Genomic DNA, 26,231 nt, shown 5'->3' on the forward strand with positions numbered 1-26,231 from the left:
ACGACGATGCCGGACAACTGCTCAATGTGTAATCGATCTTCGCCACACTTCGGGAGACGTACCCACGGCTGTGGCAAAGACGCGGGACAAATGTTCGGAATTGGCGAACCGGCATTCCAGTCGCTGCCGCGAACGTTATTTTGTTGCTCAATATTTCCACCACCAAGAATTTTGTAAACCAACGTTTCCTGTGCGGAAAATTCCGTATTGGCGCCGCAAAGCCCTTCTTTTCAGGGAATTGATAGTTTGTATAAGGTTTGAGAAAACGGAATTAAGCCCATGAACGCGAACTCTACGCCAGATATTCTGATCGTCGATGATGACCATGAGATACGTTCGCTCCTGAGCCGGTATCTCGGGGAGCAGGGGTTCCGTGTGGCGGCGGCGAGCGACCTTCGCGGATGCAACGACGCGATGAACCGCCGCCGGCCTGACCTGCTCGTGCTGGATGTCATGCTTCCCGATGGATCCGGCCTCGATCTCTGCCGTGATTTGCGAAACCGCCGTCCAAGGGTTCCCGTCATCCTGCTGACCGCCCTGAAAGAGGACATAGATCGTATCCTCGGTCTTGAGATCGGTGCCGATGATTATCTCGGCAAACCGTTCAATCCGCGTGAGCTGGCTGCGCGCATCCGCGCCGTATTGCGCCGCATGAACGAGGATTCGTCGGCGGAGCCCGAGCAGAGGCGCTATCAGTTCGCGGATATGATGCTTGATCCGCAACTTCGTCGGGTGAGCCGGGATAACGGCGAGGTCATTGCGCTGACGGGTGCGGAATTCGATCTTCTCAAGGCGTTTCTCGAGCGCGCCGGCCGGCTGCTGTCGCGCGATCAGCTGCTCGACTTGACGCAGGGACGTGATCGCGACCCTGCCGATCGCTCGATCGATGTCCTGATGAGCCGGCTGCGGCGCAAGCTGGGGGAAACGACGGAAGATCCCATTTTCAGAACGATCCGCAACGGCGGCTATCAGCTCGTCGTCCCGGTGACGGCTATCAAAGGCGATTCATGAGGTCACTTGGCGCGCGCCTGGCACTACTCCTGCTGACAGCCATCGTCCTGGTCGTCATTTCGTCATCTTTCGTGGCAAGCCTTGTCATGCAAGGGCCGCGACCAGACATGATGATTGATGGGACGGCCCGGCAGCTTGCCGTTCTCGCGACCTTCGCGGAGAAGGATCGCGCCATGGCGGAATCGGCAGGGCTGATCATTGCTCCCATGCCAGCCGGCGACCCGACTGACGAAGAGCTCTCTCACCTTCTCGCCGAGGCGCTGCTTCGCATTTCCGGCATGCGGGAGGCAATCATATCGCACCGGTCGACGGGCGCGTTGATCGCGTCATTGAAGCTCTCCGACGGCAACTGGCTGGTCATGCCGATGGCGCCGCATGGCCCGCCTCCGGACGGCTGGAAGATTCTTGTGGGCTGGCTCGGCCTCATCATCATCGGCAGCGTGCTCGTTTCCATCTTTGCCGCTTCCAAGATCATGAAGCCGCTACGTCTGTTGGAACAGGCGGTAGTGGCAGTCAATCCCGACGGCACGCTGCCGCACATACCCGTAAGCGGCCCGGGCGAAATTCGTGCCACTGCGCAAGCGCTCAACAGCCTCTCGGCGAGAGTGAAGGCTGCCACGGAAAGCCGGATGCGGCTTGTCGCCGCTGCTGGACATGATCTGCGAACGCCGATGACCCGAATGCGGTTGCGTGCCGAGTTCATCCGAGACGAGGAAGAGCGGCGCAAATGGCTTGCCGATCTGGAGGAGCTGGACAGGATCGCCGATAGCGCCATCGGCCTCGTTCGCGAAGAGATTTCCCAGGACAGCCTGGGGCAGGTCCGGCTCGACAGAGTCGTCGAAGGTATCGTCACAGAACTTAAGGCGATCGACATGATCGTCAAGAGCGGCGATTTGGAGCAGGCGACAATCTGCGCGGGGCCGCTGGCGATTACACGCGCGTTGCGCAACCTGCTCATCAATGCCGCGACACATGGCCAGTCGGCGACGGTGACGGTCACGCATCTTGGCAACCGGGCCGTCGTGAGGATTATCGATACCGGTCCCGGCATCCCCGAGGATCGATTGGATCAGGTGTTCGAACCCTTTTTCCGAATCGATATCGCAAGGCAAAGATCCTTCCCCGGCGCTGGCCTCGGCATGGCTATCGCGCACGAAATCGTCACCCGATTCGAAGGCGAAATCACCGTGCGAAACCGCCAGCCGCGGGGGCTGGAGCAAGTCGTGTCATTCAAGAGCGCCGAAGCGAAGGCCGCAGGCTGATCAAGCAGAAAAGACCGAACGGATCAGAGGTATGCAAATTCGGCCACGCTCCAGGCTAGCGGTTGGGTAAGGACCCGACTTTGCCTCAAAACAGGATTTACTTGCGTAGGATTTTCGAAAATTCTATGAACGACAGTATTTGCAGTAAGCTCATAGAACTTACCAAATAATTTTTTCCCGATAGAAAAGCCGAGACACCAAAATTCGCCAAAATGCCCTGTTTCAGCAATATTCCGAAATGTTCTGAGCGCCAACTAATGTAAAATTGTTGCCGATCAGCAGCTTGGCTCGAGCAGGCTTTGATCGCCCCGCATACCCGGCTTCGCCATGACGCCCCCAACACGAATGGCGAAGCCGGATTGCTTTCCGGGAACGCCACCGAAATTTTATCCAGGACAATCAGTCTCTTGAGAGTGCCGTCACGGGATCGAGCAGGGAAGCGTTGCGCGCCGGCAGGTAGCCGAACGTAAGGCCGATGGCGCAGGAGCAGGTGAAGGCGAGGATGATTGAACCCGCTGAATAGACCAAAGTAAAATTGGATCCGAAATAATTGAACGCGGCACCGAAGCTAAGTGCCGTTGCAATGCCGAAAGCGCCGCCGAGCAGACAAACCAGCACGGCTTCAATGAGAAATTGCTGCAGGATGTCCTGGCGTCTTGCGCCGACTGCCATGCGCACGCCGATTTCGGCAACGCGTTCGGATACCGAGACGAGCATGATGTTCATGACGCCGATACCGCCGACCAGCAGCGAGATGACGGCGATGGACGAGATAAGCAGAGTCATCGTCCGAATGGTGCTCGTGATCGTCTGACGGATGTCGTCGGTGTTGAGGATGAAGAAATCCCTGATGCCATGTCGACGTTCCAGAAATTGCGTCACAGCCGCCTCGGCCGTCGCGCTATCGGCGTCATCAGCAACGCGTACGGTGACGCTGCGCAACGACATGTCGCCGAGGAAGCGGGCTTGTACGCCGGTATAAGGAAGGTAGACCGAAAGATTGTCGCTGGAGCCGAAGCCTCCCTGCTGCGCGGCGATAACACCGATGACGCGCACGGGGACCTTGCCAACGAAGATCGTCTGCCCGATCGGGCTGAGGCCTTTGTCCGCAAACAGCGACGTCGCTGTATTCTGATCGATTACCGCATCCTGCGTCATTCCTCGGACTCCGTCGGAATCAAACAGCCGGCCCGCGACCAGTTTCGATCCTTTCACCGAAAAATAAGCGTCGCCGACGCCGTTGATCAAAGCATTTGCCTCCGTCGCACCGAAGCGCATTGTATTGCTGGTAGAAACGGTCGGTGTTACGGCGGCGACATAGGTGAGCTTTGCCAGTGCATCGGCATCGGCAACCACCAAAGTCTTTATACGTCCGGACCGGGTATCGCCGAAGCTCTTGCCGGGAAAGATCTCCAGCGTGTTCGTGCCGAGGCTGTTGATATTTGCCAGGACCTTTCGCTGCGATCCCTCGCCGAGCGCTATGACGCTGACGACCGAAGCAATGCCGATAATAATTCCAAGCATGGTCAGGAAGGTACGCAGCTGATGTGCTTGCAGGGCAAGCATCGCCATCCGGAACGCTTCGAGTAGCCGACCCGTCATTTCACCCCAGCCCGACTTGCCGGCGCGGGTCTCGGCAAGGGAGGCTTGGGGTTGCGCCGTGTCGTTTCGCGTCCGTCGGTCGGCGACTATGCGGCCGTCGGAAATTTCGACGATGCGGTCAGCGCGCGAAGCGACATTCATGTCGTGAGTGACGATGACGACCGTACGCCCCTCGGCATGCAGTTCGCCGAGAATGCGGAGCACCTCTTCACCGCTCTGCCGGTCGAGTGCACCGGTCGGCTCGTCGGCAAGAATGACATTGCCATTATTCATCAAGGCGCGCGCAATCGAGACGCGCTGCTGCTGGCCACCGGAAAGCTGACCCGGCCGATGGCTGCCGCGCTCGCCCATGCCGAGACGTTCAAGCAGTGCGATAGCACGTTCACGTCTCGTCTCGCCCGGCCGCCCGGCATAGATCGCCGGTACCTCAATGTTGCCGATTGCCGTCAATTCCGAAAGCAGATGGTAGCGCTGGAAGATGAAACCGAAATGTTCTCGCCGCAGCCGGGACAGGGCGTCGCTGTCGAGGCTATGCGTATGCACGCCAGCGATCGCGTAGGTGCCGCCGGTAGGGCGATCGAGCAGGCCGATGATGTTCATCAGGGTCGATTTTCCGGAGCCGGAAGGCCCGACGATGGCAACCATCTCGCCTTCGGTTATCGCCAGATCGACATCCTGTAACACCGCGATAGTGCGATCACCAGACTGGTATTCGCGCCGCACGCGCCGCAATTCGATGATGGGGGAGGGCACGACTTAGAATCCCATGGGCGGCGGCGGGCCGCCATTGTTGCTGCTGCTCGGCGTCGTCCTGGCGCTCGCCTCGCCGATAACGACATTCTCACCCTCCGATAGGCCGGACCGGATCTCGGCGGAGACATTGTTGTTGAGGCCGACGGTGACCTTGCGCTGGTTTCGCTTACCATCGTCGCCCAGCGTCTGAACGACATAGGAACCGTCCGCCGACCTGACGCCCAATGCGGAGGAGGGGATGGTGAGCACATTCTTAGCCTCGCCGAGCACGACGTGAACTTCGGCCGACATGTAGGTTCGGAAATAATTCTCGCGGTTGGGCACGGCGAAGACGCCGTTGTAGTAGATCGCCGAGGATGACGACGACGATGTCGTGCTGCTGCTGGAAGACGAAGTGGTGGTCGAGGAGGTGACGCTGCTGTCACTGGTGATCGATTCCGGTGCCGGTTCGATCGATTGCAGCGTGGCGTCATGGCGCGTGCCGGGATCACCCATAATGGTGAAATAGAGAGGCTGCCCGGCCTTGACCTTGATGACATCGGCTTCCGATATTTCGGTGCGAACGATCATCGTATCAAGCTGCCCCAGAATGATGATGGTCGGCGCCGATTGCGCCGCATTGACCGTCTGGCCCTGCTGGTTGACGATGGCAAGCACGGTGCCGTCCATCGGCGCCGTGATGCGCGTATAGGAAAGATTGGCGCGCGCCGTTTCGACCGCAACTTCGGCCGAGGTGATCTGCGCATCGAGAGCCGCGATCTGGGCGGTGATCTTCTTGACGCTCGCTTCCGCGCTATCAAGGTCGGCCTTGGAGCCTGCCTGACTGCGGAATACCGTCTGCTGGCGGACGAGCGTGAGCTGTGCGTTCGCAAAATCGGCCTCGCTTTCCTGACGCTGTGCCTTGACGTTTGCGAGGGAGGCCTGCGCGGTCTTCAGGTCGTTGCTTTGCGTGGTCGAGTCGATTTCGGCAACCAGCGCATCCTTCTTCACCGTATCGCCGAGCTTGACGTGAAGCGCGGTAATCCGCCCGGAGACCTGTGCACCGACGGCAACCAGTTTGGTCGGCTTGAATGTGCCGGAGGCGAGGACCGCCTCCTCGACATTGCCGCGCGTCACCGGCGCGGTGATGGCGGATGATGTCTGCCGGTCGAAGTAGCCGTGCCAGAAGAGGACGCCGCCCATGATCGCAAGTCCGAGCACGCCTGCGAGCGCTGGACGTGCCGGCTTGATGCGCCGGCGTGACGGAGACTTTGTCGGTGCTAGATTTTCGGCGCGCTTCGGATCGATGGTCGTTGGCGCTTCGCGATCTAAGATGTTCAGCATGGGACTACTTGGCCATCGTCAGGTGCGGGCCGGTATTGGTATCGACCACCGCAGGTTTGGAAACATCGACCTGCCCGTCCCAGCCTCCGCCGAACGCCTTGTTGAGCGAGATATAATCGGTGGCGATCGAAGCCTTGCTTTGAATGACGGCCTCCTCGGCGCTATAGAGCGAACGTTCCGCATCGAGCACATCGAGGAAATCCGTAACGCCCGCCTGGTTCAGCGTGCGCGAGAGATCCGACGCACGGCGATAGGAGCTGCTGGAAGAAACGAGCTTGGCATATTTCAGCCGCTCCTGAGTGAGTGACACGACTGCGTTTTCGACATCTTCCATGGCCGAAAGCACGGCCGACTGAAAGGCGATGAAATATTGATCCCGCTCCGCTTTAGCGACTTCGACGGCGGCCTTCAGCTGGCCGCCCTGGAAGATCGGCACTGTCAGTGACGGGCCGAACGTCCATCCGATGGAGGACCTCTTCGCCAGATCGCCGATATTGGCGGCCGACGAAGAAATGTCGCCCGTTAGCGAAATGGACGGATAGCGATTGGCTTCAGCCTGACCGATCTTCGCCGTGTATTGTGCAAGTTGCCGCTCTGCGAGACGGACGTCCGGACGAGACGTCAGGATATCGGCTGGAATACCGGTCGAGATATTCATCCTGGGGCTCGGAATGGGGCCGCCCGTCCTGAGCGTGTCCTCAAGCGTGGCCGGCGGTTTGCCCAGCAGCACACTCAGGCGATGGACCGCTTCCGCATAGGAGATTTCATAGGTCGGAATATCCGACTCGGTGCTGCTGGCGAGAGCATCTGCCTTGGCCGAGTCGACGCCGGTGGCGCTACCTGCCAGATACTCCGTACGCGTCAGGGCTGCGCTCTTGCGTTGGGATACGGCGGTGCGCTTGGCAAGATCGCGCAGCGCCTGGTATTCGCGCGCCTGAACATAGTAGGACGCGACATCGCCGATCAATGTGAGCATGGTGTCGCGTAGCTGCTCGTCGGCAGCGTTGACACTATATTTTGCTGCCTCGGCGGCGCGCTTGTGGCCGCCGAAGAGATCGAGCTCCCAACTGGCGTCGAAACCGCCGTTATAAAGCGTGGAGAAGATCGCGTCGGTGGTGCCGCTTGATGCGGCCGACGTGCGTGTTCGCGTCCCCGAACCAGTTCCCTGGAGGCTCGGCAGCAATGCGCCTTTCTGCTCGCGGTAGGTGGCGCGCGCTTCACGGATTTTTGCCTTGGCCGTCGCCACATCCAGGTTGTTGGCCATTGCCTCGTCGATCAGCGCATCAAGTGTCGGATCCTTGAGTTGCTTCCACCATTGAGACAATTCCGGCGCCTTCGAAGGCTTCGTTCTGGCTTTACTGCCCCAATGAGACGGCATTGCAAGGTCGGGTGTCCGGTAATCCGGGCCGACGACGCAGCTTGTCAGCGTCCCGGCAAGTGCGGCGGATATGGCTATATTTGGCAAGCTTTTGCTTGCACGCGAACATGTCGACAAGACTTTTATTCCTGCTCAATTGGTCTTTGCGCGGGCTTGCCGATCCTCGTGCGGGCGACGGAGCCCGCGGAAGGCAATTGGCTTCTCCCGCCGAAAGGGCGGATCTGGCACGCGAGAGGTCCGGGAACGCCGGGCGGGGCGCTCCCGGACCATTCAGCCCCATAGGGGCTACTCCTTCCAACCGACGAGGGCGTCCGGGGGGATCTCGATCGATTGGAGGCGGAGAGGAAATAGTCTGGATCGGCTAAGCAGTGGGTTTCCCAGACCGAACCTCTATCGCGGTCAGCGGAATGCAGGAGGGGTGGGAACGAGAGATCGTTCGGCATTTTCAAGCTTTGCAAGCTGATCCGTGGTCAAAACCGTGCGAAGAGCGGTAGCTTTGTCCTTGAGGGCAGTCGCCTTGGCGGCACGATCAAGAACGCGCTCGGCGATACGCTCGCCGAAGAGCTCAGTCGGCTTATCGTCGTCGTGGTCTGGCTGCTGCGCGGCGTCGTCATTCACGGGCGGCGGGCCAGGGGGGCGATGCTTTGGGAAGGCCAGAAAATCGGTAAGCGCGTTGGTATAATCCCTCCAGGCATCAAGCTGAGTGCTGCGAACGCCGATCAGGGTTTCCATCGCCGACAACTTGCCCGCCAGTTCCAGGGCCGGATTCGACGGATGAGGGAAGCCATGCGGCGGCAGGGGCATGTCTTCGCCAAAGGCCATCATCGGCCCTTGGGGAGGTGGACCGGGGAAGCCCCAACCTTCCGGCGGCATATGAGCCGGCGGGCGCGGCGATGCCATCTCGGCGACCGGTGGGGTCTGAGCGTCTGTGATAACTGCCGGCTCGCTGGCGAGTGCCGAAGCGGCGATGCCGCCGATAGCCGTTATCAATAAAGTTGCGACGATATACCGTTGCCTCATAATCAGTGCCTTCATTACGATTTACTGATGCTGAGGCTAGCGGGGCCATGTGAACGCCATACGTCCTGATATTTCTGAACATTTCGCGGCGGGGGAATGTTGTGAATGAAGTTTGCCGGAAGCTTGACGGCAACATTCCATTACAACTTTTCTTGAGGCCCCGCGTATTTATTGTTAGGAAATCAATGAAGGTGCGGACCTTGGCCGAGAGATATTTGCGGCTCGGATATACCGCGTAAAGTGTGCTATTGAAGCCGAGCACGATTTCCGAAAGCATCAGTCTATCGCGCGCAACCACTTACCTTTTCGGTCTGCATCCAGCGGGGCATGCAAGCGCCAATCGCGCCGCCCTGAGGCGAAGCTGGATCAGCTTCGGCGTGGCGGAAGTTCCATAAATCGTACTATGCCGGATCGGATGCCTAAGTCGTTGATAATGTGGGATACGACACGAAAGCAGTGGTTCTAATCCCTTCACATCATTACGGGTCCGATTTTGTTGACTACAGGTCATGATCTTTAAAAGAGGCATTGCAGCCAAGTGCGGGACGACTGCTTTGCGCCTCCATTTCGGACAGCGGGCGGTTCGAGGGACCGCCTGGAAGCTGCCATTCCGCTCCTCGTATCGCCTCGTCAGCGTCGGGTTTAGTCCTTCGCGCACCACACAGAGCAAAGGTCTCAGGCACATCTTCCAGGGCGCCGCGTTGGTCAGGTAGCTTGGCTTCTAATCGTTGCGGGCGGGCGCGACGTGCGGTGTCTCTTCGAGATCACAATACCAGTCGATAATCTAAGCGAGGCAGACAATGGGCATCCGGGATCGGCGTGCGCAATCGTTGCGATGAACGCAATAATGTAGAAAGAATTACTGCAATTGTTATCGTCAGTGAGCGGCGACAATATCCGGACATCAGACGAACAAAGCGCCGCCTGAGCTACCATGTCGGTAGCAAATGATGCTTCCATCAAAGCGAATGAAGGAACCACGGAAATGACTACTATTACCACCAGGGACGGCGCGGAAATCTTCTACAAGGACTGGGGATCCAAAGATGCGCAGCCGATCGTTTTCCACCATGGCTGGCCATTGTCGTCCGACGATTGGGATGCTCAGATGCTTTTCTTCCTCTCCAAGGGCTATCGCGTTGTTGCGCATGATCGCCGCGGCCATGGTCGTTCCTCTCAAGTAGCCGACGGTCATGACATGGACCACTATGCGGCAGATGCCTTCGCGGTTGTGGAGCACCTTGACTTGAAAAACGCGGTTCATATCGGCCATTCAACGGGCGGCGGTGAGGTTGCACGCTATGTCGCCAAGCACGGTCAGAAAGCGAGTCGCGTCGCCAAGGCGGTTCTTGTTTCGGCCGTTCCGCCGCTGATGCTGCGGACTGCCGATAACCCGGAAGGTTTGCCAATGGAGGTCTTCGACGGGTTTCGCTCGGCGCTCGCGGAAAACCGTGCCCAGTTTTTCCGCGATGTCCCAGCCGGTCCGTTCTACGGGTTCAATCGCGATGGCACAAAGGTTCAGGAAGGTGTGATTCAGAACTGGTGGCGTCAGGGCATGATGCGCGGGGCCAAAGCCCATTACGATGGCATCAAGGCATTTTCAGAAACGGACCAGACCGAAGATCTAAAGGCGATCAGCGTTCCAACGCTGGTTCTGCACGGTGAAGACGACCAGATCGTTCCAATCGCAGACTCTGCCCATAAGGCGATCAAGCTTCTGAGAAACGGCACACTCAAGACTTATCCCGGCCTCTCGCACGGCATGTTGACTGTCAATGCCGACCTGCTCAATGCAGACCTGCTGGCGTTCATTCAGTCCTAACCCGATAGGTGACCGCGGTGGAAACTTGCCGCGGCCATTGCACGAAAACCTTGTCGTGAAGCGAGGCATGCGATGATGAAGCTGACACCAGAACTTGTTGCACTAACCATCAGGGATGTCCGTGACGACGGCCCGGAGCCGGGGTGGACGCCGCTCTCGCAAGCAGAGCTTGACGAGCTGGTCCGGCAAATCGAAAGCGAGGCGGGCGATGATCCTCTTTTTGTATTTGCCTATGGGTCGCTTATCTGGAACCCTGAATTCGAACCAGCCGGCCGAGAGCGCGCCACCATACATGGGTGGCACAGGTCGTTCTCTCTGAAGATCGAGCGCTGGCGGGCAACCAGTGACCAGCCTGGACTGATGATGGTCCTTGAGCGTGGCGGCCAATGCAACGGCGTAGTCTTTGAATTATCAGCTGATCGGCGACAAGAAGATTTGCGCGCGGTCGTAGCTCGCGAGATCAAGTATCGCGAGGTCATGGACATGGTTCGATGGCTCCCGGTGCGAACCAAGGCGGGCGTTCGCAAAGCTCTCACATTTTGGGCAAGCACGAAACGTGTTGGTCTGACAAGGCCACTCCCGGCAGAGCAGGCATCTTTGTTCATTGCGAGAGCCTGTGGGCAAGGCGGCTCCTGTGCCGAGTATCTTCACAAGACGATCGTCGATCTTCGCGCCGAAGGCATCCGTGACCGCAACCTGTGGCGTATGCAGTCTTTGGTCGCCGAAGAAATAGTTGACCTACACGGCAAGTAAGAGCCCGCACGTCGTGTCGCACGCTGACGAGGAGTAGCCACTCTAGCCTAGCGGCATCATGTGAGCTGCAACCTGCTCTTCGAAAAACTTCGAAAACGAGGCAATGCGGGGTGGCAGTGCCTGATAGGGTGGATAGTAAAGCGTCAGCCAGAGATCGGCCGGCGCCCATCCGCGCAGTACGTGAACCAGACGACCGGTTCTCAGGTGCTCCGAAACATGGAAGCCCGGCAGCATCGCCACGCCCGCTCCATCGGCGGCCATGTCCGCAAGAACTTCGCCATTATTGGCGCTGAACGCCCGGCCTGCAGAGATTGTCATACTCGACACGCCATCCGACAGCACCCAGTTCTCGCCGCGGCTTTCGTCGCTATAGGCAAGGCAATCATCGGACGTCAACTCGCTCGGATGCTGCATTTCGGCATACCGACTTGCCGGTGCTGCGACGAGAATGCGGGGAACTACACGGATCTTGCGCCAGATCGTGAACTTGTCGGACGGTTGGGACGAGATGCGAATTGCCAGGTCGTAGTCATCGTCCACAATGTTCACGAGCCCGTCGGACAAGGAAATCTCAAAGCTGATTTTCGGGTTAAGTCGCCGAAATCCGGAAAGGATTGGTGGCAATACCGCCTTGCCGAACCAGGTTGGCGCGCTGATCCGCAGGCATCCCTGGTCGGCCTTATGAGCATTGCGAACGTCTTTGCGGGCATTTTCGAGCGCCTCGACAGCCGGCTTGATCTGTGCGGCGAACACCGCCCCATCGGTCGTCAGCGATACCTGACGAGTGGTGCGTACAAAAAGCTGCACACCAAGATCGTCTTCGAGCGCTGCGATTGCTCTTGTGACAGCCGCCGGGGTCAGGTCAAGCTCGCGGGCAGCCTGCGCAAAATTGCGCTTTTCAGCAGCCAGCAGAAACGTTTTCAGGACCTTATAGTCATTCATCTCATTATTTCACGAATTGCAATTCATCATCATCGACTATTGCAAACAAGATTCGTAATCAACGGCGCTCGGGAATGTGTCGATCCGCGGAACGGCTTAAACCGGCCTGGCAAGAACTGCCATGCCGGCTCTTGCCGATGGTTGGCGGTGAGGGAAGGCCACTTGCTAAATGCCGTTGACCTTCTAGACGCTGGCTATGCGACCGACACAGATGACCCTAAGAAGGGTTATTGCGAGTATGGAAACCACTTGCAATCAAGATCGATTGGTCTCTTGTGTGCCGTTCAAGTGGGTTCGGGCGATTGATTATTGCGACGCGAGCGGTGCATGGACTTCGGCAATATATCCGCCGGGAAACCGGAGGATCGCAGCCTGCCGCTTGTCCGATTGGTAAGGCTGAACCAGCACGGTCGCGCCAGAGGCGGTTGCCTTCGCGATGGTCGCGCTCAGATCCTTCACCTCGTAGCCGGTTGTCTCATAGCCATAGGGGTAGGGAAGATGCCCATCGGTCACAAGGACCGTCATGTTGCCGAAGTCCGATACGACGCGGACGCGGCGGTAGGTATCATTCGGGCGGCCGATCTCTATGCCAGGCGCTTGGCTGCCGTCCGAGACAACCTCTCCGTGTGAAAAGGCGAGAAAGTCATGAACGAAGGCATCGACGGAGTCCTTCGATATATAGACCCTGTTTTCCGGAACTGTGTCGAACTTTACATAATGCGGAGCTTCGGTGTGCCAATAAAGCTGCATGTTGATGCCGCCCGGCCATTGGATGATGGCATCGCGGCCGATCGGATCGGGGAAGGGGTCGACAATGACCGAGGCACCAGCATTCCTTGCTTGGCGGATCGCTTCGTCCATATCCGTCACGAGATAGCCGGTGCGCTCAAGTCCGAAGGGGTAGGGGATCGGTGTCTTGAACCCAAAAAGTGACACCGCTCCAACGGGAGTTCGGACAAGCTGCGAGGTTGTGCTGCTCGGGGTTGGAGTGACCGTGGTGACGACCTGTTTGGTCGACGCGCCGCCGAAGGTGGCGACGAAACTACTTGCAAAGGCATCCACATCAACCACTGGGACATAGACATGGGTGGTGTCGTACTGGCCCCCCACCGCTACGCTACGGTCGGTCGCGTGGACTTGCGCAATAGAGGCAGCCAGCAGCGTTGCGGTGGCGGCAGTAAAAAAGAATTTCGATCCAATTGATGGGGAGGTCATTGATATATCCTGACGATTTATAAGGGCAGTTTGATAGGGCTCGTTCCAGATAGCGTTTGTGAGGTTATAATGATGCCGGCTCCAACCGCCGGCAATTGCAACAATTATCTCGAATGCGTTGTCGAAACTGCAATAATTGGTGGCTGCCAAAGAAGCGCGCCGCCCTTCAAAGATTGGCCCGTGGATGGGATGGCTTAAGATTGCGTGTTTCCAGATGCATCCATCATGCCGAGCAGGCATGGTTTTAAAGCCTGAAAAGATATTGACGGGCAAAGGATCTGCGCTGCCGCAGACTGCGAATTGGACAGATCTCAGGAGATGGTGGATTTGAGATACGGGTGCATTGGAGAGAGGCATTCGATACTTTTGCGAAGTTGCTTTAGAAGCATAACTATCTGATCTATCGAGTTTCTTGTATAGGAACTGCGCGTTCATATCCCATCAAGAGCAGCCCATAGCTCATCGAGGGATCATGCCCCATTGCGTGGAAACACAGCACACTCAACTGATGGCAGCGGACCACCAACATTCATCAGCTTAGCGACAGCCTAATCACTGCAAACTAAAAACGTAATTTTCCCCGGCAAGGCTGTGAACTACACCGGACGTCACAATCCGCACACAGCCCTTAAGGGAAAAGGACGCAAGCAATGGCAGTTGAAACCGTGGACACTCTCGTTGTTGGTGCTGGGCAAGCCGGCATTGCAATGAGTGAACACCTGGGCAAGGCCGGTGTGTCCCACCTAGTCCTCGAGCGTAGCCGTATAGCCGAGCGCTGGCGCTCGGAGCGTTGGGACTCGCTAGTTGCCAACGGCCCCGCTTGGCATGATCGCTTCCCCGGAATGGAATTTCCCGATCTCGATCCGGATGGCTTCCCGGCAAAGGATGCCGTTGCCGACTATTTCGAGGCCTATGCCAGGCAGATCGATGCTCCTATCCGCTGCGGCGTAGAAGTCAGGAGCGTCGAAAGGCATGTCGGACGGCCCGGCTTCCGGATCGAAACCTCGCAAGGCGTGATCGATGCACAGAACGTTGTTGCGGCAACCGGTGCTTTCCAAGTGCCTGTCGTTCCCGACCTGATCGCGAATGCTCCCGGTATTACGCAGATGCATTCGACCAAGTACCGTAATCCCGGCCAGCTCGCCGAAGGAGCTGTTCTCGTCATCGGCGCCGGTTCTTCCGGAACCCAGATTGCCGAGGAGCTTATGCTTTCCGGCCGCAAAGTCTATCTTTCCGTCGGCCCGCATGATCGCCCGCCGCGTGCCTATCGTGGCCGCGATTTCTGTTGGTGGCTGGGCGTTCTGGGGAAGTGGGATATGGAAACACCCGGTCCGGGCACCGAACATGTGACGATCGCCGTCAGCGGTGCGCGGGGCGGCCACACGATCGATTTCCGCCGTCTCGCCGGAAAGGGCATGATCCTGCTCGGCCGCACAATCGGCTTTGACGGAACAAACCTTAGCTTTTCCGACGATCTTGCCACCAACCTGGATCGCGGCGATGCCAACTACATGGCGCTGCTTGACGAGGCGGATGCCTATGCTGCGAAGAACGGCATCGACCTGCCGGAAGATCCCGAAGCGCGCCGTTTCGAACCGCAGCCGGCTTGCGTCGTGAATCCGATCCTCAACCTCGACTTTGCCCAGGCCGGCATCACGACGATCATCTGGGCCACGGGCTTCTCCTCGGACTACAGCTGGCTGAAACTGGATGTCTTCGACGAACGGGGTCGTCCGAAACACCAGCGCGGTGTTTCGGCTGAGCGCGGCATCTATTTCCTCGGGTTGCCATGGCAGTCACGCCGCGGATCTAGCTTCATTTGGGGCGTGTGGCATGACGCGAAGCATATCGCCGACCGCATCTCGACTCAGCGCAAGTACAACGAATACCGGCCTTCGAACCAGAAAGCTGATTAAGGCACCCCCCAGGATCCAGCGATAAAGTTCTCCCGATTCAAGGAATTCAACATGGCCCATACACGCATCCGCAAGTTCAATACCAAGGATACCTATCCGGAGCAGAAGCTGGATAACGACCTTTGCCAGACGGTTGTCGCCAAGGGCACGATGGTGTTCGTCCGTGGCCAGATCGGTCAGGATCTCGATACCTCCGCCAGCGTTGCCATCGGTGATGTCACCGGTCAGACCGAACAAGCCATGGCCAACATCAAAATGCTTCTTCAGGAGGCCGGCTCGTCGCTCGATCACATCTGCAAGATAACGATCTACATCGTCGATCCGCGTTATCGCGAGGCCGTCTATCGCGTTGTCGGCAAGTGGCTGAAGGGCGTCTTCCCCGTCTCGACGGGAATTGTCGTCTCCGCGCTTGCCCGTCCCGAATGGCTTGTCGAAGTCGACGCCATTGCCGTCATTCCCGAATAAGGTTTTGTGAGTCCATGACCTTTTCCATCGCCGCCCGCTGCGCCAAGACCGGCATGTTCGGTATCGCCATCTCCTCCTCCTCTCCGGCAGTCGCCGCGCGCTGCTCGCATGCCCGAGCTGGCGCCGGGGTGGTGGCTAGCCAGAACATTACGGATCCCAGCCTTGGCATTTCGGGCCTGGAGATGCTGGGAATGGGGGCGACGGCGGAAGAAGCGCTTGGCCGGCTGGTGGCATCGACCCCCTTTGCCGACTATCGGCAGTTGGCAATCGTCGATGCACGTGGACACGTCGCCGGTCACTCCGGCGAGCGTACGCTCGGAGTCCATGCGATGGCGAAGGGCGAGGGCTGCATCGCCGCCGGCAATCTTCTGGCGAATACCGATGTCGCGCAGCGCATGGTCGCCGCATTCGAGATATCCCCTGGCGATCTTCCTTCCAGGCTGCTGAAGGCACTTGCCGCTGGGCTTGAAGCAGGCGGCGAGGCGGGCCCCGTTCGCTCGGCGGGACTGAAGGTTGTCCGCAACGTTGCCTGGCCAATCGTCGATCTCCGCGTAGACTGGCATGATCAGCCGATCGAGGCCCTCCAGGATCTTTGGGCGGTTTATGAGCCGCAAATGGAAGACTACGTTAAGCGGGCGCTCGACCCCAACGCCGCCCCATCCTTTGGGGTGCCGGGCGATGAATAATGCGATCGCCCGCTGCTTGTTCTTCCAGCTAGCAGAGATATTATGAGGCTATGAGATACACGCTCCGCCAGATCGAATATTTCATTGCGACTGCGGAGACAGGAAGTATCACCCTCGCATCCGAGCGACTGAATATTTCCCAACCATCGATTTCGACGGCCATTACCCATCTGGAAACGGAACTGCAGACGCAGCTCTTCGTGCGCCACCATGCAAAAGGTCTTTCGCTGACGCCGGCAGGCCGCCTCATGCTGGCCGAAGCCAAGCAACTGGTCGAGCAGGCCGAAAATATCTACACGGTCGCCTCCGAGGTGAACGAAAAGATCCGCGGCCAGCTTTCGCTCGGGTGTATGGTGACGCTCGCTTCGATGATCATGCCTGAACTTTCGCACTCCTTCACCACCGCTTTTCCGGAAACTCGCATTATTCAGACAGTCAGCGATCACGAAGAGCTGCTGGGGAAGCTGCAGCGTGCGGAAATCGATGTTGCGATCAGTTATGACCTCCTCATCACGGACGATTTCGAATTTACGCCGCTTGCAACGCTGCCTCCACACATCCTCGTTGGAGAATCGCATCCGTTGGCGCGCTACCCGTCTGTCAGCTTGGACGAATTGGCCGATTATCCGCTCATTCTGTTGGATCTGCCCATCAGTCGCGAATATTTCTTAGGTCTCTTTGCGAAATCGGGCGTTGAACCCTCTATCGCCATGCGCTCCGCCTACCAGGACGTCATTCGCACGATGGTGGCGAATGGCTACGGCTATACGATCGCAAATGTTCGGCCTCGGTCGCAATTGGCAATGGACGGCCGGACGGTCGTGCGTGTGCCGATATCCGGCAACCAAAAACCGATGGTCATCGGAGTCCTTACCCTAAAGCAAAATCGCAAGCCTCGATTGATCGAGATGTTCGAGCAGCATTGCAAGTCGTGTGTGTCCGACTCCTACATACCTGGGATGGTCGCCCCGGTCATGGAACGCCGCAAGGTGTCAACGTGATAGGGCTGCCAAGCTTTTGATGAAGCGTCGCCTCGGAAATGCATTATTTCTCTGAGACCGGGCGAGTGCAATGATCGCTCGACGCAAAGATTTCCGGCCATCACCTACCATCGCGCGCTAACCGGGCGCGTCCTTCGTAGTGCCGGCACATAGTCACTTTGGAGACATGACGTGAATTCAGACAAGCTTATGAACGGCGACTTCGCGGCACTGATTGCCGAAATGACCAATGAGGAGAAGGTCGCCCTTTTAGCCGGGCACCGCATGTGGAAGACGAAGGCAATCGAGCGCCTCGGCATCCCAAACATCGTCATGACCGATGGCACTTATGGTGTTCGCTACTCGATCCACCAGATCGATAACGAAGAAGCCGGTGGCGTCGACTTCTCGGCCTTCCTGAATGTCGTCGGCCAGCGGGCCAGCCATGTTGAGGTGGCTTGGGGCGCCATGAAGCAAGCCACCTGCTTCCCGAACGGGTCTAGCCTCGGCTGCTCCTGGGATGTCGATCTTGCCCATGAGCTTGGCACTGCGCTCGCCATGGAATGCCAGGAGTTTGGCGTGCATCTATTGCTCGGCCCCGGCATCAATATCCGCCGCACACCGCTCGGCGGCCGTTCTTACGAATATTACGGTGAGGATCCGGTCATCAGCGGTGATTTCGCAGCCGGCGTCATCAACGGCTTACAGGAAAACGGTGTCGGTGGATCGCTGAAGCACTTTGCCTGCAACAATTCTGAAGTCGAGCGCACCTCGATGGATTCGGTCGTCGATGAACGCGCTCTGCGGGAAATTTATCTCAAGGGCTTCGAGCGCGCGATCGAGAAGAGCAACCCGTGGACGGTTATGAGCTCCTACAACCGCCTGAACGGGGTTCAGGCCGCTGAAGATCACTGGCTGCTGACCAAGGTGCTGCGCGAGGAGTGGGGCTATGAAGGCCTCGTCGTCTCCGACTGGCACGGCATCAAGGATCGCCCGGCCTCCCTGACGGCAGGCAATGATCTCGACATGCCGGAAAGCGAAACCCGCAAGAGCGACCTGCTCGAAGCCATCGAGACCGGTAAGGTCGACATGGCCGTGGTGGACGAAGCCTGCGCCCGCGTCCTGGCGTTGGTGCGTGCCGGCAAGCTCGGCGAGCGCCGCGATACCGTGTTCGACCGCGATGCCCACCACAAGCTCGCCCGTCGCATGGCGGGCGAATCCATGGTTCTCCTGAAGAATGACGATCAACTGCTGCCGATCACGCCCGCCAAGGTCAAGCGGATGGTCGTCATCGGCGAAGGTGCCGGCGTTCCGGTCATTCAGGGCTCGGGCTGCGCGACCACCACGCCGACACTTGTCGATGTGCCGATCGACGAGATTGTCAAGTTGGCCGGCGATGCCATCAAGGTCGAGCAGTACCGCGGCACGAGCGAAGTCGAGAGTGAGCGCGCGGCACTCATTGCCGAGGCTGTCGAGGGCGCACGGGGCGCCGACGTGGTTGTCATCTTTGTTTGCACAGAGAATGGTTACGACGGCGAGGGCTCTGACCGCACGACGCTCGACCTCGCACCGGGTCACGATGCGCTGGTCAGCGCCGTTGCTGTCGTCAACCCCAATGTCGTCGTTGCCATCGCCAGCCCTGACGCAGTCGTCATGCCGTGGGTTCCGGAAGTGAAGGCGATCGTCGAGATGTTCTTTTCCGGCCAGGCGACCGGCGGCGGTATCGCCGACATTCTCTTTGGGGTCGTCAATCCCTCCGGCAAGCTGACGACAACCTTCCCGAAGCGCATGCAGGACATGCCTTCCTATCTCAGCTACCCCGGCGAGAACGGTCGCCACTACTACAGCGAAGGCATCCATGTCGGATATCGCTGGTATGATGCGCGCGAGATCGAGCCGCAATACCCCTTCGGCTTCGGCCTAAGCTATACGAACTTCGCTTATTCCGATCTGAAATTGGATCGGTCGGCGCTGAATGTCGGCGAAGAGGTGGTCGCGAGCTTCACTGTGACCAACACCGGCGCCGCCGCCGGCAAGGAAGCGGCCCAGCTCTATGTGCGCTACGGCAAGCCGCGGCTGCAGCGTCCGAAGCGCGAACTGAAGTCCTTTGCCAAGGTGCATTTGGCGCCGGGCGAATCGAAGCGGGTGTCGCTCACGATCCCGGCTGCGGATTTCGCGCTCTATGATTCCGGCAAGGGGCGCTGGATCCTCGATGACGATGCCGTGCAGATCGAAATCGGTTCGTCCTCGCGCGACATTCATCTGGCAGCGCCACTGCAAATCCGCTCGCGCGCCTCGCGGCATCGTGAAGTGAAGTGGGATACGCAGCCCGTCTTTATCCTCGCCAATCCGATCGCACGGGCCAAGTTCAATCGGTTCCTCCAGAAGCACCTGTCGATCGACGAGGGTGAGGCGGACCGGATGCTCGAACATTGCGGCAACTCGTTCTTCGGCATGTTTACGACTTTCGACCGGCGCTTCCGCCAGGCCTTCCCGAAGGGTGATATCGCGGCACTGCTCGCCGATATCAATCAGACAATGGCTGATGAAGAGACGATGGCCCGCTGAGGGCCGTCAAAGACAGAGAATAATGGAGGCTCGCCGCGATGCGGGCCTTCGTCCGTTTTGGGAGTGTCATTTCTTGAATACGCTTGACCTGCTTGATCGTCTTGTCGCCTTCCCCACCGTTAGTGCTGATAGCAACCTGCCGCTGATCGATTTTGTCCAAACCTATCTCCGCGACCGCGGTTTCGAGTGCCGGTTTGTTGCTGACCAGATTGGCAAAAAGGCGAACCTGTTTGCCAGCATCGGCCCCCGGCAGGATGACGGCATTGTTCTTTCCGGCCACACCGATGTGGTGCCGGTCGCAACGCAAGCATGGACCTCCGACCCTTTCCGGCTGACGCGCCGCGGCTCTCGGCTCCATGGCCGTGGCTCGACGGACATGAAGGGGTTTCTTGCAAGTGCGCTATCCGCTGCCGACCGCATCGATGGCAAGCTATTGAAGCGGCCATTGCATCTCGCCTTCTCCCACGATGAGGAGATCGGCTGCGTCGGCGTGCGCTCCCTGCTCGATATCCTGGCTAAGGAACAGTTCAGGGCTTCGCTTTGCATTGTCGGAGAGCCGACATCGATGGCGATCGCGCTCGGCCACAAAGGGAAGATGGCCGCGCAGGCTCGGCTCAGAGGCGAGGCAGGCCATTCTTCGCTGGCACCGCGTTTCGTCAACGCCATTCATCTGGCTTGCGATTTCGTCGGTACTCTGCGGAGTGTACAGCAGGAGATTGCTGAAAATGGCCGTAGCGACGCCGATTACGACATAGCTTACACGACGGTTCACGCGGGCAAAATCGTCGGCGGCGAAGTTCTCAATATCGTCGCCGATCACGCTTCGGTCGATTTCGAGATCCGCCACCTCGCCGAAGATAATGCGGACGACATCATGGCCCGCATCCGTGCTGTCGCCGCTTGCGGAACTGAGATCGAAGTACGCAATGCCTATCCGGGGCTGTCCACCTCAGCCCAGAGCCCTGCTACCGCCTTCGCTCGTCGTCTTCTCGGTCAGACTCCGACCACGAAAGTATCCTTCGGCACCGAGGCTGGGCTATTTGCAACGAGACTGGGACTGGAAACGGTCGTTATCGGCCCCGGCAACATGGATCAGGGTCATCAACCCGACGAATATATCGAGGAAGCCGAACTGCACCTCTGCGACGCCATGATGGATCGTCTGATCGGCGAACTCTGCTAGGTGCCGAGAGGCAGCCGCCGCATCCGGCGGCTGCGACTGCGCCCTAAAGGCGCTGTTCACTTTCCCTCGAGAAGATCGATGCAATGCTCGGATTGAAAGCGAGGCGTACTTCGCCGCCCAGCCCACGGGCCTTGGCTGCCGGCAGTCGGACCGACAGCTTTTGGTCTCCCACGGCAAACCATACCAGGGTATCGGCGCCCATAGGTTCGACGAATGTGACCGGTGCAAACAGGGTCGGCAGTGTCGTTCGGTCGTCGGCGAGATGGATGTCCTCCGGACGGAAGCCGATGACTATCGCCTGGCCGCTGACGGCAGGTTGACGGAACGGATATGCATCAATCGGCAGCTGATAGTCGCCGAAGACTGCCATTGGCTCGCCATCTTCGATCCTGATGCGGGCCGAGAGAAGGTTCATGCTCGGCGAGCCCACGAAGCCGGCGACAAACAGCGTTTCCGGCTTCTCGTAGAGTTCATCCGGCGTCGCATATTGCTCAATCTTGCCGCCCTTCATGACAGCGACACGTGTCGCCAGCGTCATGGCTTCGATCTGATCGTGCGTGACGTAGACGATCGTGCTGCGCAATTCCTGGTGCAGCCTCTTGATTTCCAGGCGCATCTCCGTGCGCAGCTTTGCATCGAGGTTCGAGAGAGGCTCGTCGAACAGGCAGATAGGGCTTCGGCGTACAAGCGCCCGCCCGATCGCCACGCGCTGACGCTGCCCGCCTGAGAGCTGCGAGGGGCGGCGGTCGAGAAGAGGCGTCAATTGCAGGAGGTTCGCGGCCCATTCGACGCGCTTGGCGATCTCGGCCTTGGCGACTTTGTTGACCCGCAGGCCGAAGCCAAGGTTCTTGCGCACCGTCATGGTAGGATAGAGCGCGTAGGACTGGAAGACCATCGACATGTTGCGACGACTTGAATCGACGTTCGTGACATCCTGGTCGCCGGCGACAATCCTGCCGGTATCGAGGTCCTCGAGGCCGGCAATAACATTGAGCAAGGTGGATTTGCCGCATCCGGAGGAGCCCAAGAGCACGATGAACTCGCCGCTGGCGACCTGGAGGTTGATATCGCGCAGGATATGCTGTGGTCCGAAGGACTTGTTCGCGTCGATAACGGAGATCTGTGTCATTGCATTAGCCCTTCACTGCGCCGGCGGCGAGACCGCGCGCAAAATAGCGTCCGGAAAGAATGTAAATGAGAAGTGGCGGCAGCGCGGTCAGGAAAGTCGCGGCCATGTTCACATTGTATTCTTTGACGCCGGTCGTTGTGTTGACGATGTTGTTCAGCTGCACCGTGATCGGCAGGTGGTCTCGCCCGGCAAAGATCAGGCCCAACAGGAAGTCGTTCCAGATACCAGTCGCCTGCATGATGATGGCTACGACCAGCACGTTGACCGACATAGGCAGCATGATCTCGAAGAAGATCGTGAAGAAGCCCGCTCCATCCATCTTGGCTGCCTTCGAAAGCTCCGGCGGAACGCCCTGATAGAAGTTGAAGAACAGCAGTGCCATGTAGGGCAGACCGAAGATGATATGGATCAGGATGATGCCCGGCAGCGTGCCGTAGAGCCCAATGCTGCTAAAGATACGTACCATCGGATAAAGTATGACCTGATAGGGTATGAAGGCGCCCAGCATCAGCGACAGCAGGATGACGCGGCTGAGCTTCGATTGCCACTGCGAGAGGGCAAAGCCGGTCAGAGCGCCGAACAGGATCGAGAAGATCACGCCCGGGACGACAATCTCGACGGAATTCCAGAAATTTCCGTGGATGCCGTTGCACTCGATACCGGTGCAGGCCGTCATCCATGCCTTCGACCAGGCATCGAAATTGAGGCTCTGGGGCAGGGTGAAGATGTTGCCTGTACGGAGCTCGTCTGCGGTTTTCAACGATGTTGAGATTACCAGCAGAAGAGGTATCGCGTAATAGATCAGTGCGAGCGATAGGATAATATAGAGAAGAACCCGGCCGGTCTTGGTGCTTTTCACTTTGGGCACGGCATAGACGATCGGCACGCCTGGCTGGGAGAGAGGGGTCGCACTCATCGCTTCTGCCTCTTGAGCTCGATGTAGACATAGGGAGAAAGCGCGCAGATGACCGTTACCAGCATCAGAATGGCGGCGGTAGCCGCCGTGCTGATATTGGCGCGCTGGAAAAGGAGATCCACGACAAACTTTCCGGGGACATCCGTGCTGATACCCGGGCCACCGCCCGTCATCGCGACGACGAGATCATAGCTTTTGACCACAGCCGTTGCCAGAAGGATGACGCAGGTCAGAATTAGAGGCCGCAGCATGGGAAGCACGATGCTGATATAGGAGCGCCAGACGGGGATGCCGTCGATCTTCGCTGCTTTCCAGATATCGCCGTCGATGCCACGCAGGCCGGCCAGCATGATGGCCATGACAAGACCTGAGGATTGCCAGATGGCGGCGATGGAGACGGCGTAGATTGCCTTTTCCGGGCTCGCAAGCCAGTTAAAGCTGAAATCCTGCCAGCCGAGGCTGCGCACCAGTGCTTCGATACCCGTTGTCGGGTTCAGCAGCCATTGCCAGGCAAGGCCGGTGACGACAAAGGACATGGAGAGCGGATAGAGGAAGAAGACGCGGAAGAGGCCTTCGGCCTTGACGTTGCGATCGAGAAGAGCTGCAAGTGCCGTGCCGATGACGAGCGAGCCGGCAATGAACAGGCTTCCGAAGATCATCATGTTGGCAAAGGCCATGTGCCAGCGTGGCATTGACAGAAGCGTCGCATACTGTCCGAAACCGTAGAACTTGTAGTTCGGCAGCATCGTCGAATGCGTCAGCGAGATATAAAGCGTCCAGAGGATTGTGCCGTAGAAACAGACGGCGATGACCACGACACTGGGCACAAGCGTCAGCTTGGCTGCCAGGTTCTTCTTAAACATTGCTTGCCCCCGTTGGTCGACATCGCAACTCATTTACAAAAACTGCCCCGGCAATCGTGCCGGGGCAGCGGAGACTAGCGGCAGAACTTAGTTCCGCGCAACGATATCGGCATACTGCTTTGCAGCGTCGGCAGGCGTCATGGACGGGTTGCTCCAGAACTGGGTGACCAAGTCTTTGATGGCGCCGACAGTTTCGCTGCTAAAGGAAAGCTCAGCGTTCGGGGCAAGCGCGTTCGGGTCCTTGAGCAGACCGGCTGCCTTCTGGGTGCAGATGTCCGCATCCTTGAGGTTTACGTCCAGGCGCGGGGGCAGGGCGCCCTTGATGGAGTTGAAGGCCACTTGGGTTTCGGGATCGATCATCACGTCGACCAGCAGCTTGCGAGCCGCGACCTGTTCGGGCTTGTCGCCGACCGGGAAGACGAAGGTGTCGGAAACGATGTTCAGTACGCCGTTGGTACCCGGCGCGAGTTCGCATCCGTATTCCTTGCCGGGCGTCATCTTGGCAGCCTGGAATTCGCCCTTGGCCCAGTCGCCCATGATCTGCATCGCGGCCTTGCCGGTGATCACCATGTTGGTGGCGTCGTTCCAGTTTCGGTTGGTGTTGCCGTCATCGACATAGCCGCGCAACTTACCGAAAGTCTCGAAGGATCTGACCATCAGCAGACCGCCGGCGGCATCAACGTCATGTTTGGTGTAGACATCCGTGTAAAACTTGTTGCCGCCGGTCGCGATCATGATCGAGCGGAAGACGAGGGCCTCTTGCCAGGCCTGGCCACCAAAAGCGAGAGGGATGTAGCCCTTGGCCTTGATCTTATCCGCCGCGGCAAAGAACTCGTCCCAGGTCGCCGGCGGCTTGACGCCGACATCGTCCAGCACCTTCCTGGAATACCACATCCAGTTAGCAGTGCCGATATCGATCGGAACGGCGTAAAGGTGGCCGTCAACGCTTGCCTTATCGACGACTAGCTTAGGAAGGAATGTCTGCCAGCCCTTGGTGGAGGCTATATTGTCGATCGGAGCGAGGACGCCTTGTTCGACCAGCGGCTTGATTTCGCCGAGATCGACGACCATCGAAGTCGGTGCGTCACCACCAGCGAGACGGCTGAGAACAGCGGCCCGGGCGGCTTCATAGCCGGTAACCGGGCTGTCCTTCCAGGTGCCGCTCTTCTTGGCGACATCATCGGCGATGACTTTGATGGCGGCGGCTTCGCTTCCGCTTGTCCAATAGTGCATGACTTCAGCAGTCTGCGCGAAGGTCTGGCTCGAAAGCAGGAGCGCAATTGCTGTGCTTGCGCCGGCCAGTGACAGTTTCATTCCCATTTTGATCCCCCTTATTGGCTTGATTTCCGGGGTCGAGTTAATTTCGCCACCAGTCGAATAGCAATTTCGATTTTATGTGCCATTGCGTCGCTAAAACCGATCTTCTTGAGGCCGCGGGCGTTCACAAAGTTCAGCAAAGACAAATCGAGTCACGCCGATACGCGTTCGTGACGGCTAATATCTTGAAGAAATTGCCTATTGGAGCCAACTCCATAGCAGGGGAGTTACGCCGCAGCCGGTCCTTCACATAGGAAGTCCTCAGGCTATCAATCTCTTAGAGCAACTAAGGCATGGATTTACGGTTCGATTCCACTCAAGGCGAGACATTTCGCTCGGCTTTGTTGGCCGCGCACCTGGCGCGTTCGCACGTAGAGCCATCGGTCAACGCTTGCCCACGTCGTGCAGGACGAACTGAGTTTCTATAACTTCAGACCTAACTTTCGGCAGAACGTTGCAACACACCGATGTGATATTACAAAGAAACCTTTGCAAAGATTTCTTTGTGATGTAAGCTCCTCTGCTACGGGAGAACTTCATGACAGAACGTCGTTCCATTAGTCTCATAAAACCGGATGCCACCGCTTTACGCGCGCTGGCCCACCCGCAACGGCTGCGCATGCTCGGCATCCTGCGAGTGAATGGCCCCGCAACTGCGACCAGTCTTGCGGCTCGGCTGAGTATGAATACCGGCGCCACGAGCTATCATTTGAGACAGCTCGCCAAGCATGGCTTCATTGAGGAGGATGAGGGTAGGGGAAATGCCAGAGATCGGTGGTGGCGCGCGCGGCACGAATTAACGGCATTTCCTCCGGCCGACGAAAATGAGGAGGCATTGGATGCAGGTATTGCTTTTGCGCAGGCCGCACTCACCGCCCAAATTACACAGATGAAGCGCGCCTTGGCGCGCTATGCCGAATTACCGCGAGAATGGCGTCTGGCGTCGACTGTCAGTAACTATTGCATTCAGCTTACCGCAGCTCAGGCGGAGGCATTGGTCAAAAGGCTTCATGCCATCCTGGACGAAGCTATGGAAACGGCACCGAAACTGGGCGGCTCGTACGAGCTTGACGTTCAGCCTGTCACATTTATCTTGCACGCGTTTCCGCATCCCCCTGAGGACTGAA

Annotated in this window: 21 protein-coding genes and 1 pseudogene; 11 read left to right on the forward strand and 11 right to left on the reverse strand. The window is 58.4% G+C overall.

From position 1 onward, the window contains the following. The first annotated feature begins 279 nt into the window (after nt 1-279). Together AC13RE_RS11365 and AC13RE_RS11370 are read left to right on the forward strand one after the other, a co-directional pair. Nucleotides 280-1,011 (forward strand): response regulator, encoded by a 732-nt coding sequence (locus AC13RE_RS11365; protein WP_488562988.1) that lies wholly within the window; start codon nt 280-282, stop codon nt 1,009-1,011. Continuing rightward, complete coding sequence (locus AC13RE_RS11370) at nt 1,008-2,273, forward strand: ATP-binding protein (RefSeq protein WP_488562989.1); 1,266 nt, start codon at nt 1,008-1,010, stop codon at nt 2,271-2,273. Before AC13RE_RS11365 ends, AC13RE_RS11370 begins: the two co-directional genes overlap by 4 nt. A 399-nt stretch (nt 2,274-2,672) precedes the next feature. Here the strand turns inward: AC13RE_RS11370 and AC13RE_RS11375 are convergent, their stop codons facing one another. From AC13RE_RS11375 to AC13RE_RS11395, 5 genes and pseudogenes are all read right to left on the reverse strand, one after another. Further along, on the reverse strand, nt 2,673-4,628 hold the full coding sequence (locus AC13RE_RS11375) for a MacB family efflux pump subunit (RefSeq protein ID WP_488562990.1): 1,956 nt from the start codon (nt 4,626-4,628) through the stop codon (nt 2,673-2,675). 3 nt (nt 4,629-4,631) lie between these two features. Next, nucleotides 4,632-5,951 (reverse strand): efflux RND transporter periplasmic adaptor subunit, encoded by a 1,320-nt coding sequence (locus AC13RE_RS11380; RefSeq protein WP_488562991.1) that lies wholly within the window; start codon nt 5,949-5,951, stop codon nt 4,632-4,634. Between the two features lie 4 nt (nt 5,952-5,955). Then, nucleotides 5,956-7,416 (reverse strand): efflux transporter outer membrane subunit, encoded by a 1,461-nt coding sequence (locus AC13RE_RS11385; protein WP_488562992.1) that lies wholly within the window; start codon nt 7,414-7,416, stop codon nt 5,956-5,958. 312 nt (nt 7,417-7,728) lie between these two features. Beyond that, nucleotides 7,729-8,349 carry a hypothetical protein gene (locus AC13RE_RS11390; protein ID WP_488563144.1) on the reverse strand — a complete coding sequence of 207 codons (621 nt, stop codon included), beginning with the start codon at nt 8,347-8,349 and terminating at the stop codon, nt 7,729-7,731. A 163-nt stretch (nt 8,350-8,512) separates the two neighbouring features. Then, nucleotides 8,513-8,608, reverse strand: a pseudogene (locus AC13RE_RS11395) (LysR family transcriptional regulator); the annotation flags it as partial. Nucleotides 8,609-9,334: 726 nt separating this feature from the next. Between AC13RE_RS11395 and AC13RE_RS11400 the strand changes: the two are divergent. Together AC13RE_RS11400 and AC13RE_RS11405 are read left to right on the forward strand one after the other, a co-directional pair. Continuing rightward, nucleotides 9,335-10,171: an alpha/beta fold hydrolase gene (locus AC13RE_RS11400; protein WP_488563145.1), complete on the forward strand. Its 837-nt coding sequence runs from the start codon at nt 9,335-9,337 to the stop codon at nt 10,169-10,171. Between the two features lie 75 nt (nt 10,172-10,246). Beyond that, nucleotides 10,247-10,924 (forward strand): gamma-glutamylcyclotransferase, encoded by a 678-nt coding sequence (locus AC13RE_RS11405; RefSeq protein WP_488563146.1) that lies wholly within the window; start codon nt 10,247-10,249, stop codon nt 10,922-10,924. A 42-nt stretch (nt 10,925-10,966) separates the two neighbouring features. Here the strand turns inward: AC13RE_RS11405 and AC13RE_RS11410 are convergent, their stop codons facing one another. Then, nucleotides 10,967-11,866, reverse strand: a complete 900-nt coding sequence (locus tag AC13RE_RS11410; RefSeq protein ID WP_488562993.1) for a LysR family transcriptional regulator — start codon at nt 11,864-11,866, stop codon at nt 10,967-10,969. A gap of 306 nt (nt 11,867-12,172) precedes the next feature. Next, on the reverse strand, nt 12,173-13,081 hold the full coding sequence (locus tag AC13RE_RS11415; protein WP_488563147.1) for a glyoxalase: 909 nt from the start codon (nt 13,079-13,081) through the stop codon (nt 12,173-12,175). 650 nt (nt 13,082-13,731) lie between these two features. Between AC13RE_RS11415 and AC13RE_RS11420 the strand changes: the two genes are divergently transcribed. The 6 genes from AC13RE_RS11420 (at nt 13,732) to argE (ending at nt 20,879) form a co-directional block, all read left to right on the forward strand. Continuing rightward, nucleotides 13,732-14,997: a flavin-containing monooxygenase gene (locus tag AC13RE_RS11420; RefSeq protein ID WP_488562994.1), complete on the forward strand. Its 1,266-nt coding sequence runs from the start codon at nt 13,732-13,734 to the stop codon at nt 14,995-14,997. Between the two features lie 51 nt (nt 14,998-15,048). After that, complete coding sequence (locus AC13RE_RS11425; RefSeq protein WP_488562995.1) at nt 15,049-15,462, forward strand: RidA family protein; 414 nt, start codon at nt 15,049-15,051, stop codon at nt 15,460-15,462. 14 nt (nt 15,463-15,476) lie between these two features. After that, the gene (locus tag AC13RE_RS11430; protein WP_488562996.1) at nt 15,477-16,148 is read left to right on the forward strand and encodes a DUF1028 domain-containing protein; all 672 of its coding nucleotides are present in this window, start codon (nt 15,477-15,479) and stop codon (nt 16,146-16,148) included. Between the two features lie 50 nt (nt 16,149-16,198). Next, complete coding sequence (locus AC13RE_RS11435) at nt 16,199-17,149, forward strand: LysR family transcriptional regulator (RefSeq protein ID WP_488562997.1); 951 nt, start codon at nt 16,199-16,201, stop codon at nt 17,147-17,149. A 189-nt stretch (nt 17,150-17,338) separates the two neighbouring features. After that, nucleotides 17,339-19,696: a beta-glucosidase family protein gene (locus AC13RE_RS11440; protein WP_488563148.1), complete on the forward strand. Its 2,358-nt coding sequence runs from the start codon at nt 17,339-17,341 to the stop codon at nt 19,694-19,696. Between the two features lie 73 nt (nt 19,697-19,769). Beyond that, nucleotides 19,770-20,879 carry an acetylornithine deacetylase gene (gene argE / locus AC13RE_RS11445; RefSeq protein ID WP_488562998.1) on the forward strand — a complete coding sequence of 370 codons (1,110 nt, stop codon included), beginning with the start codon at nt 19,770-19,772 and terminating at the stop codon, nt 20,877-20,879. Nucleotides 20,880-20,922: 43 nt separating this feature from the next. On the opposite strand, the gene AC13RE_RS11450 is transcribed toward argE, so the two are convergent. The 4 genes from AC13RE_RS11450 to AC13RE_RS11465 form a co-directional block, all read right to left on the reverse strand. Beyond that, the gene (locus AC13RE_RS11450; protein WP_488562999.1) at nt 20,923-22,008 is read right to left on the reverse strand and encodes an ABC transporter ATP-binding protein; all 1,086 of its coding nucleotides are present in this window, start codon (nt 22,006-22,008) and stop codon (nt 20,923-20,925) included. A gap of 4 nt (nt 22,009-22,012) precedes the next feature. Then, complete coding sequence (locus AC13RE_RS11455; RefSeq protein WP_488563000.1) at nt 22,013-22,924, reverse strand: carbohydrate ABC transporter permease; 912 nt, start codon at nt 22,922-22,924, stop codon at nt 22,013-22,015. Continuing rightward, nucleotides 22,921-23,787, reverse strand: coding sequence for a carbohydrate ABC transporter permease (locus tag AC13RE_RS11460; protein ID WP_488563001.1), 867 nt, complete (start codon nt 23,785-23,787; stop codon nt 22,921-22,923). The genes AC13RE_RS11455 and AC13RE_RS11460 overlap by 4 nt, the downstream gene beginning before the upstream one ends. Nucleotides 23,788-23,874: 87 nt before the next feature. Continuing rightward, nucleotides 23,875-25,107, reverse strand: a complete 1,233-nt coding sequence (locus AC13RE_RS11465) for an ABC transporter substrate-binding protein (protein WP_488563002.1) — start codon at nt 25,105-25,107, stop codon at nt 23,875-23,877. A 535-nt stretch (nt 25,108-25,642) separates the two neighbouring features. Between AC13RE_RS11465 and AC13RE_RS11470 the strand changes: the two genes are divergently transcribed. Next, entirely contained in the window at nt 25,643-26,230 is a 588-nt protein-coding gene (locus AC13RE_RS11470) for a helix-turn-helix domain-containing protein (protein WP_488563003.1), read from the forward strand. Nucleotide 26,231 lies beyond the last annotated feature (1 nt).

The organism is Martinezella sp. CNPSo 3959 (assembly GCF_057784355.1).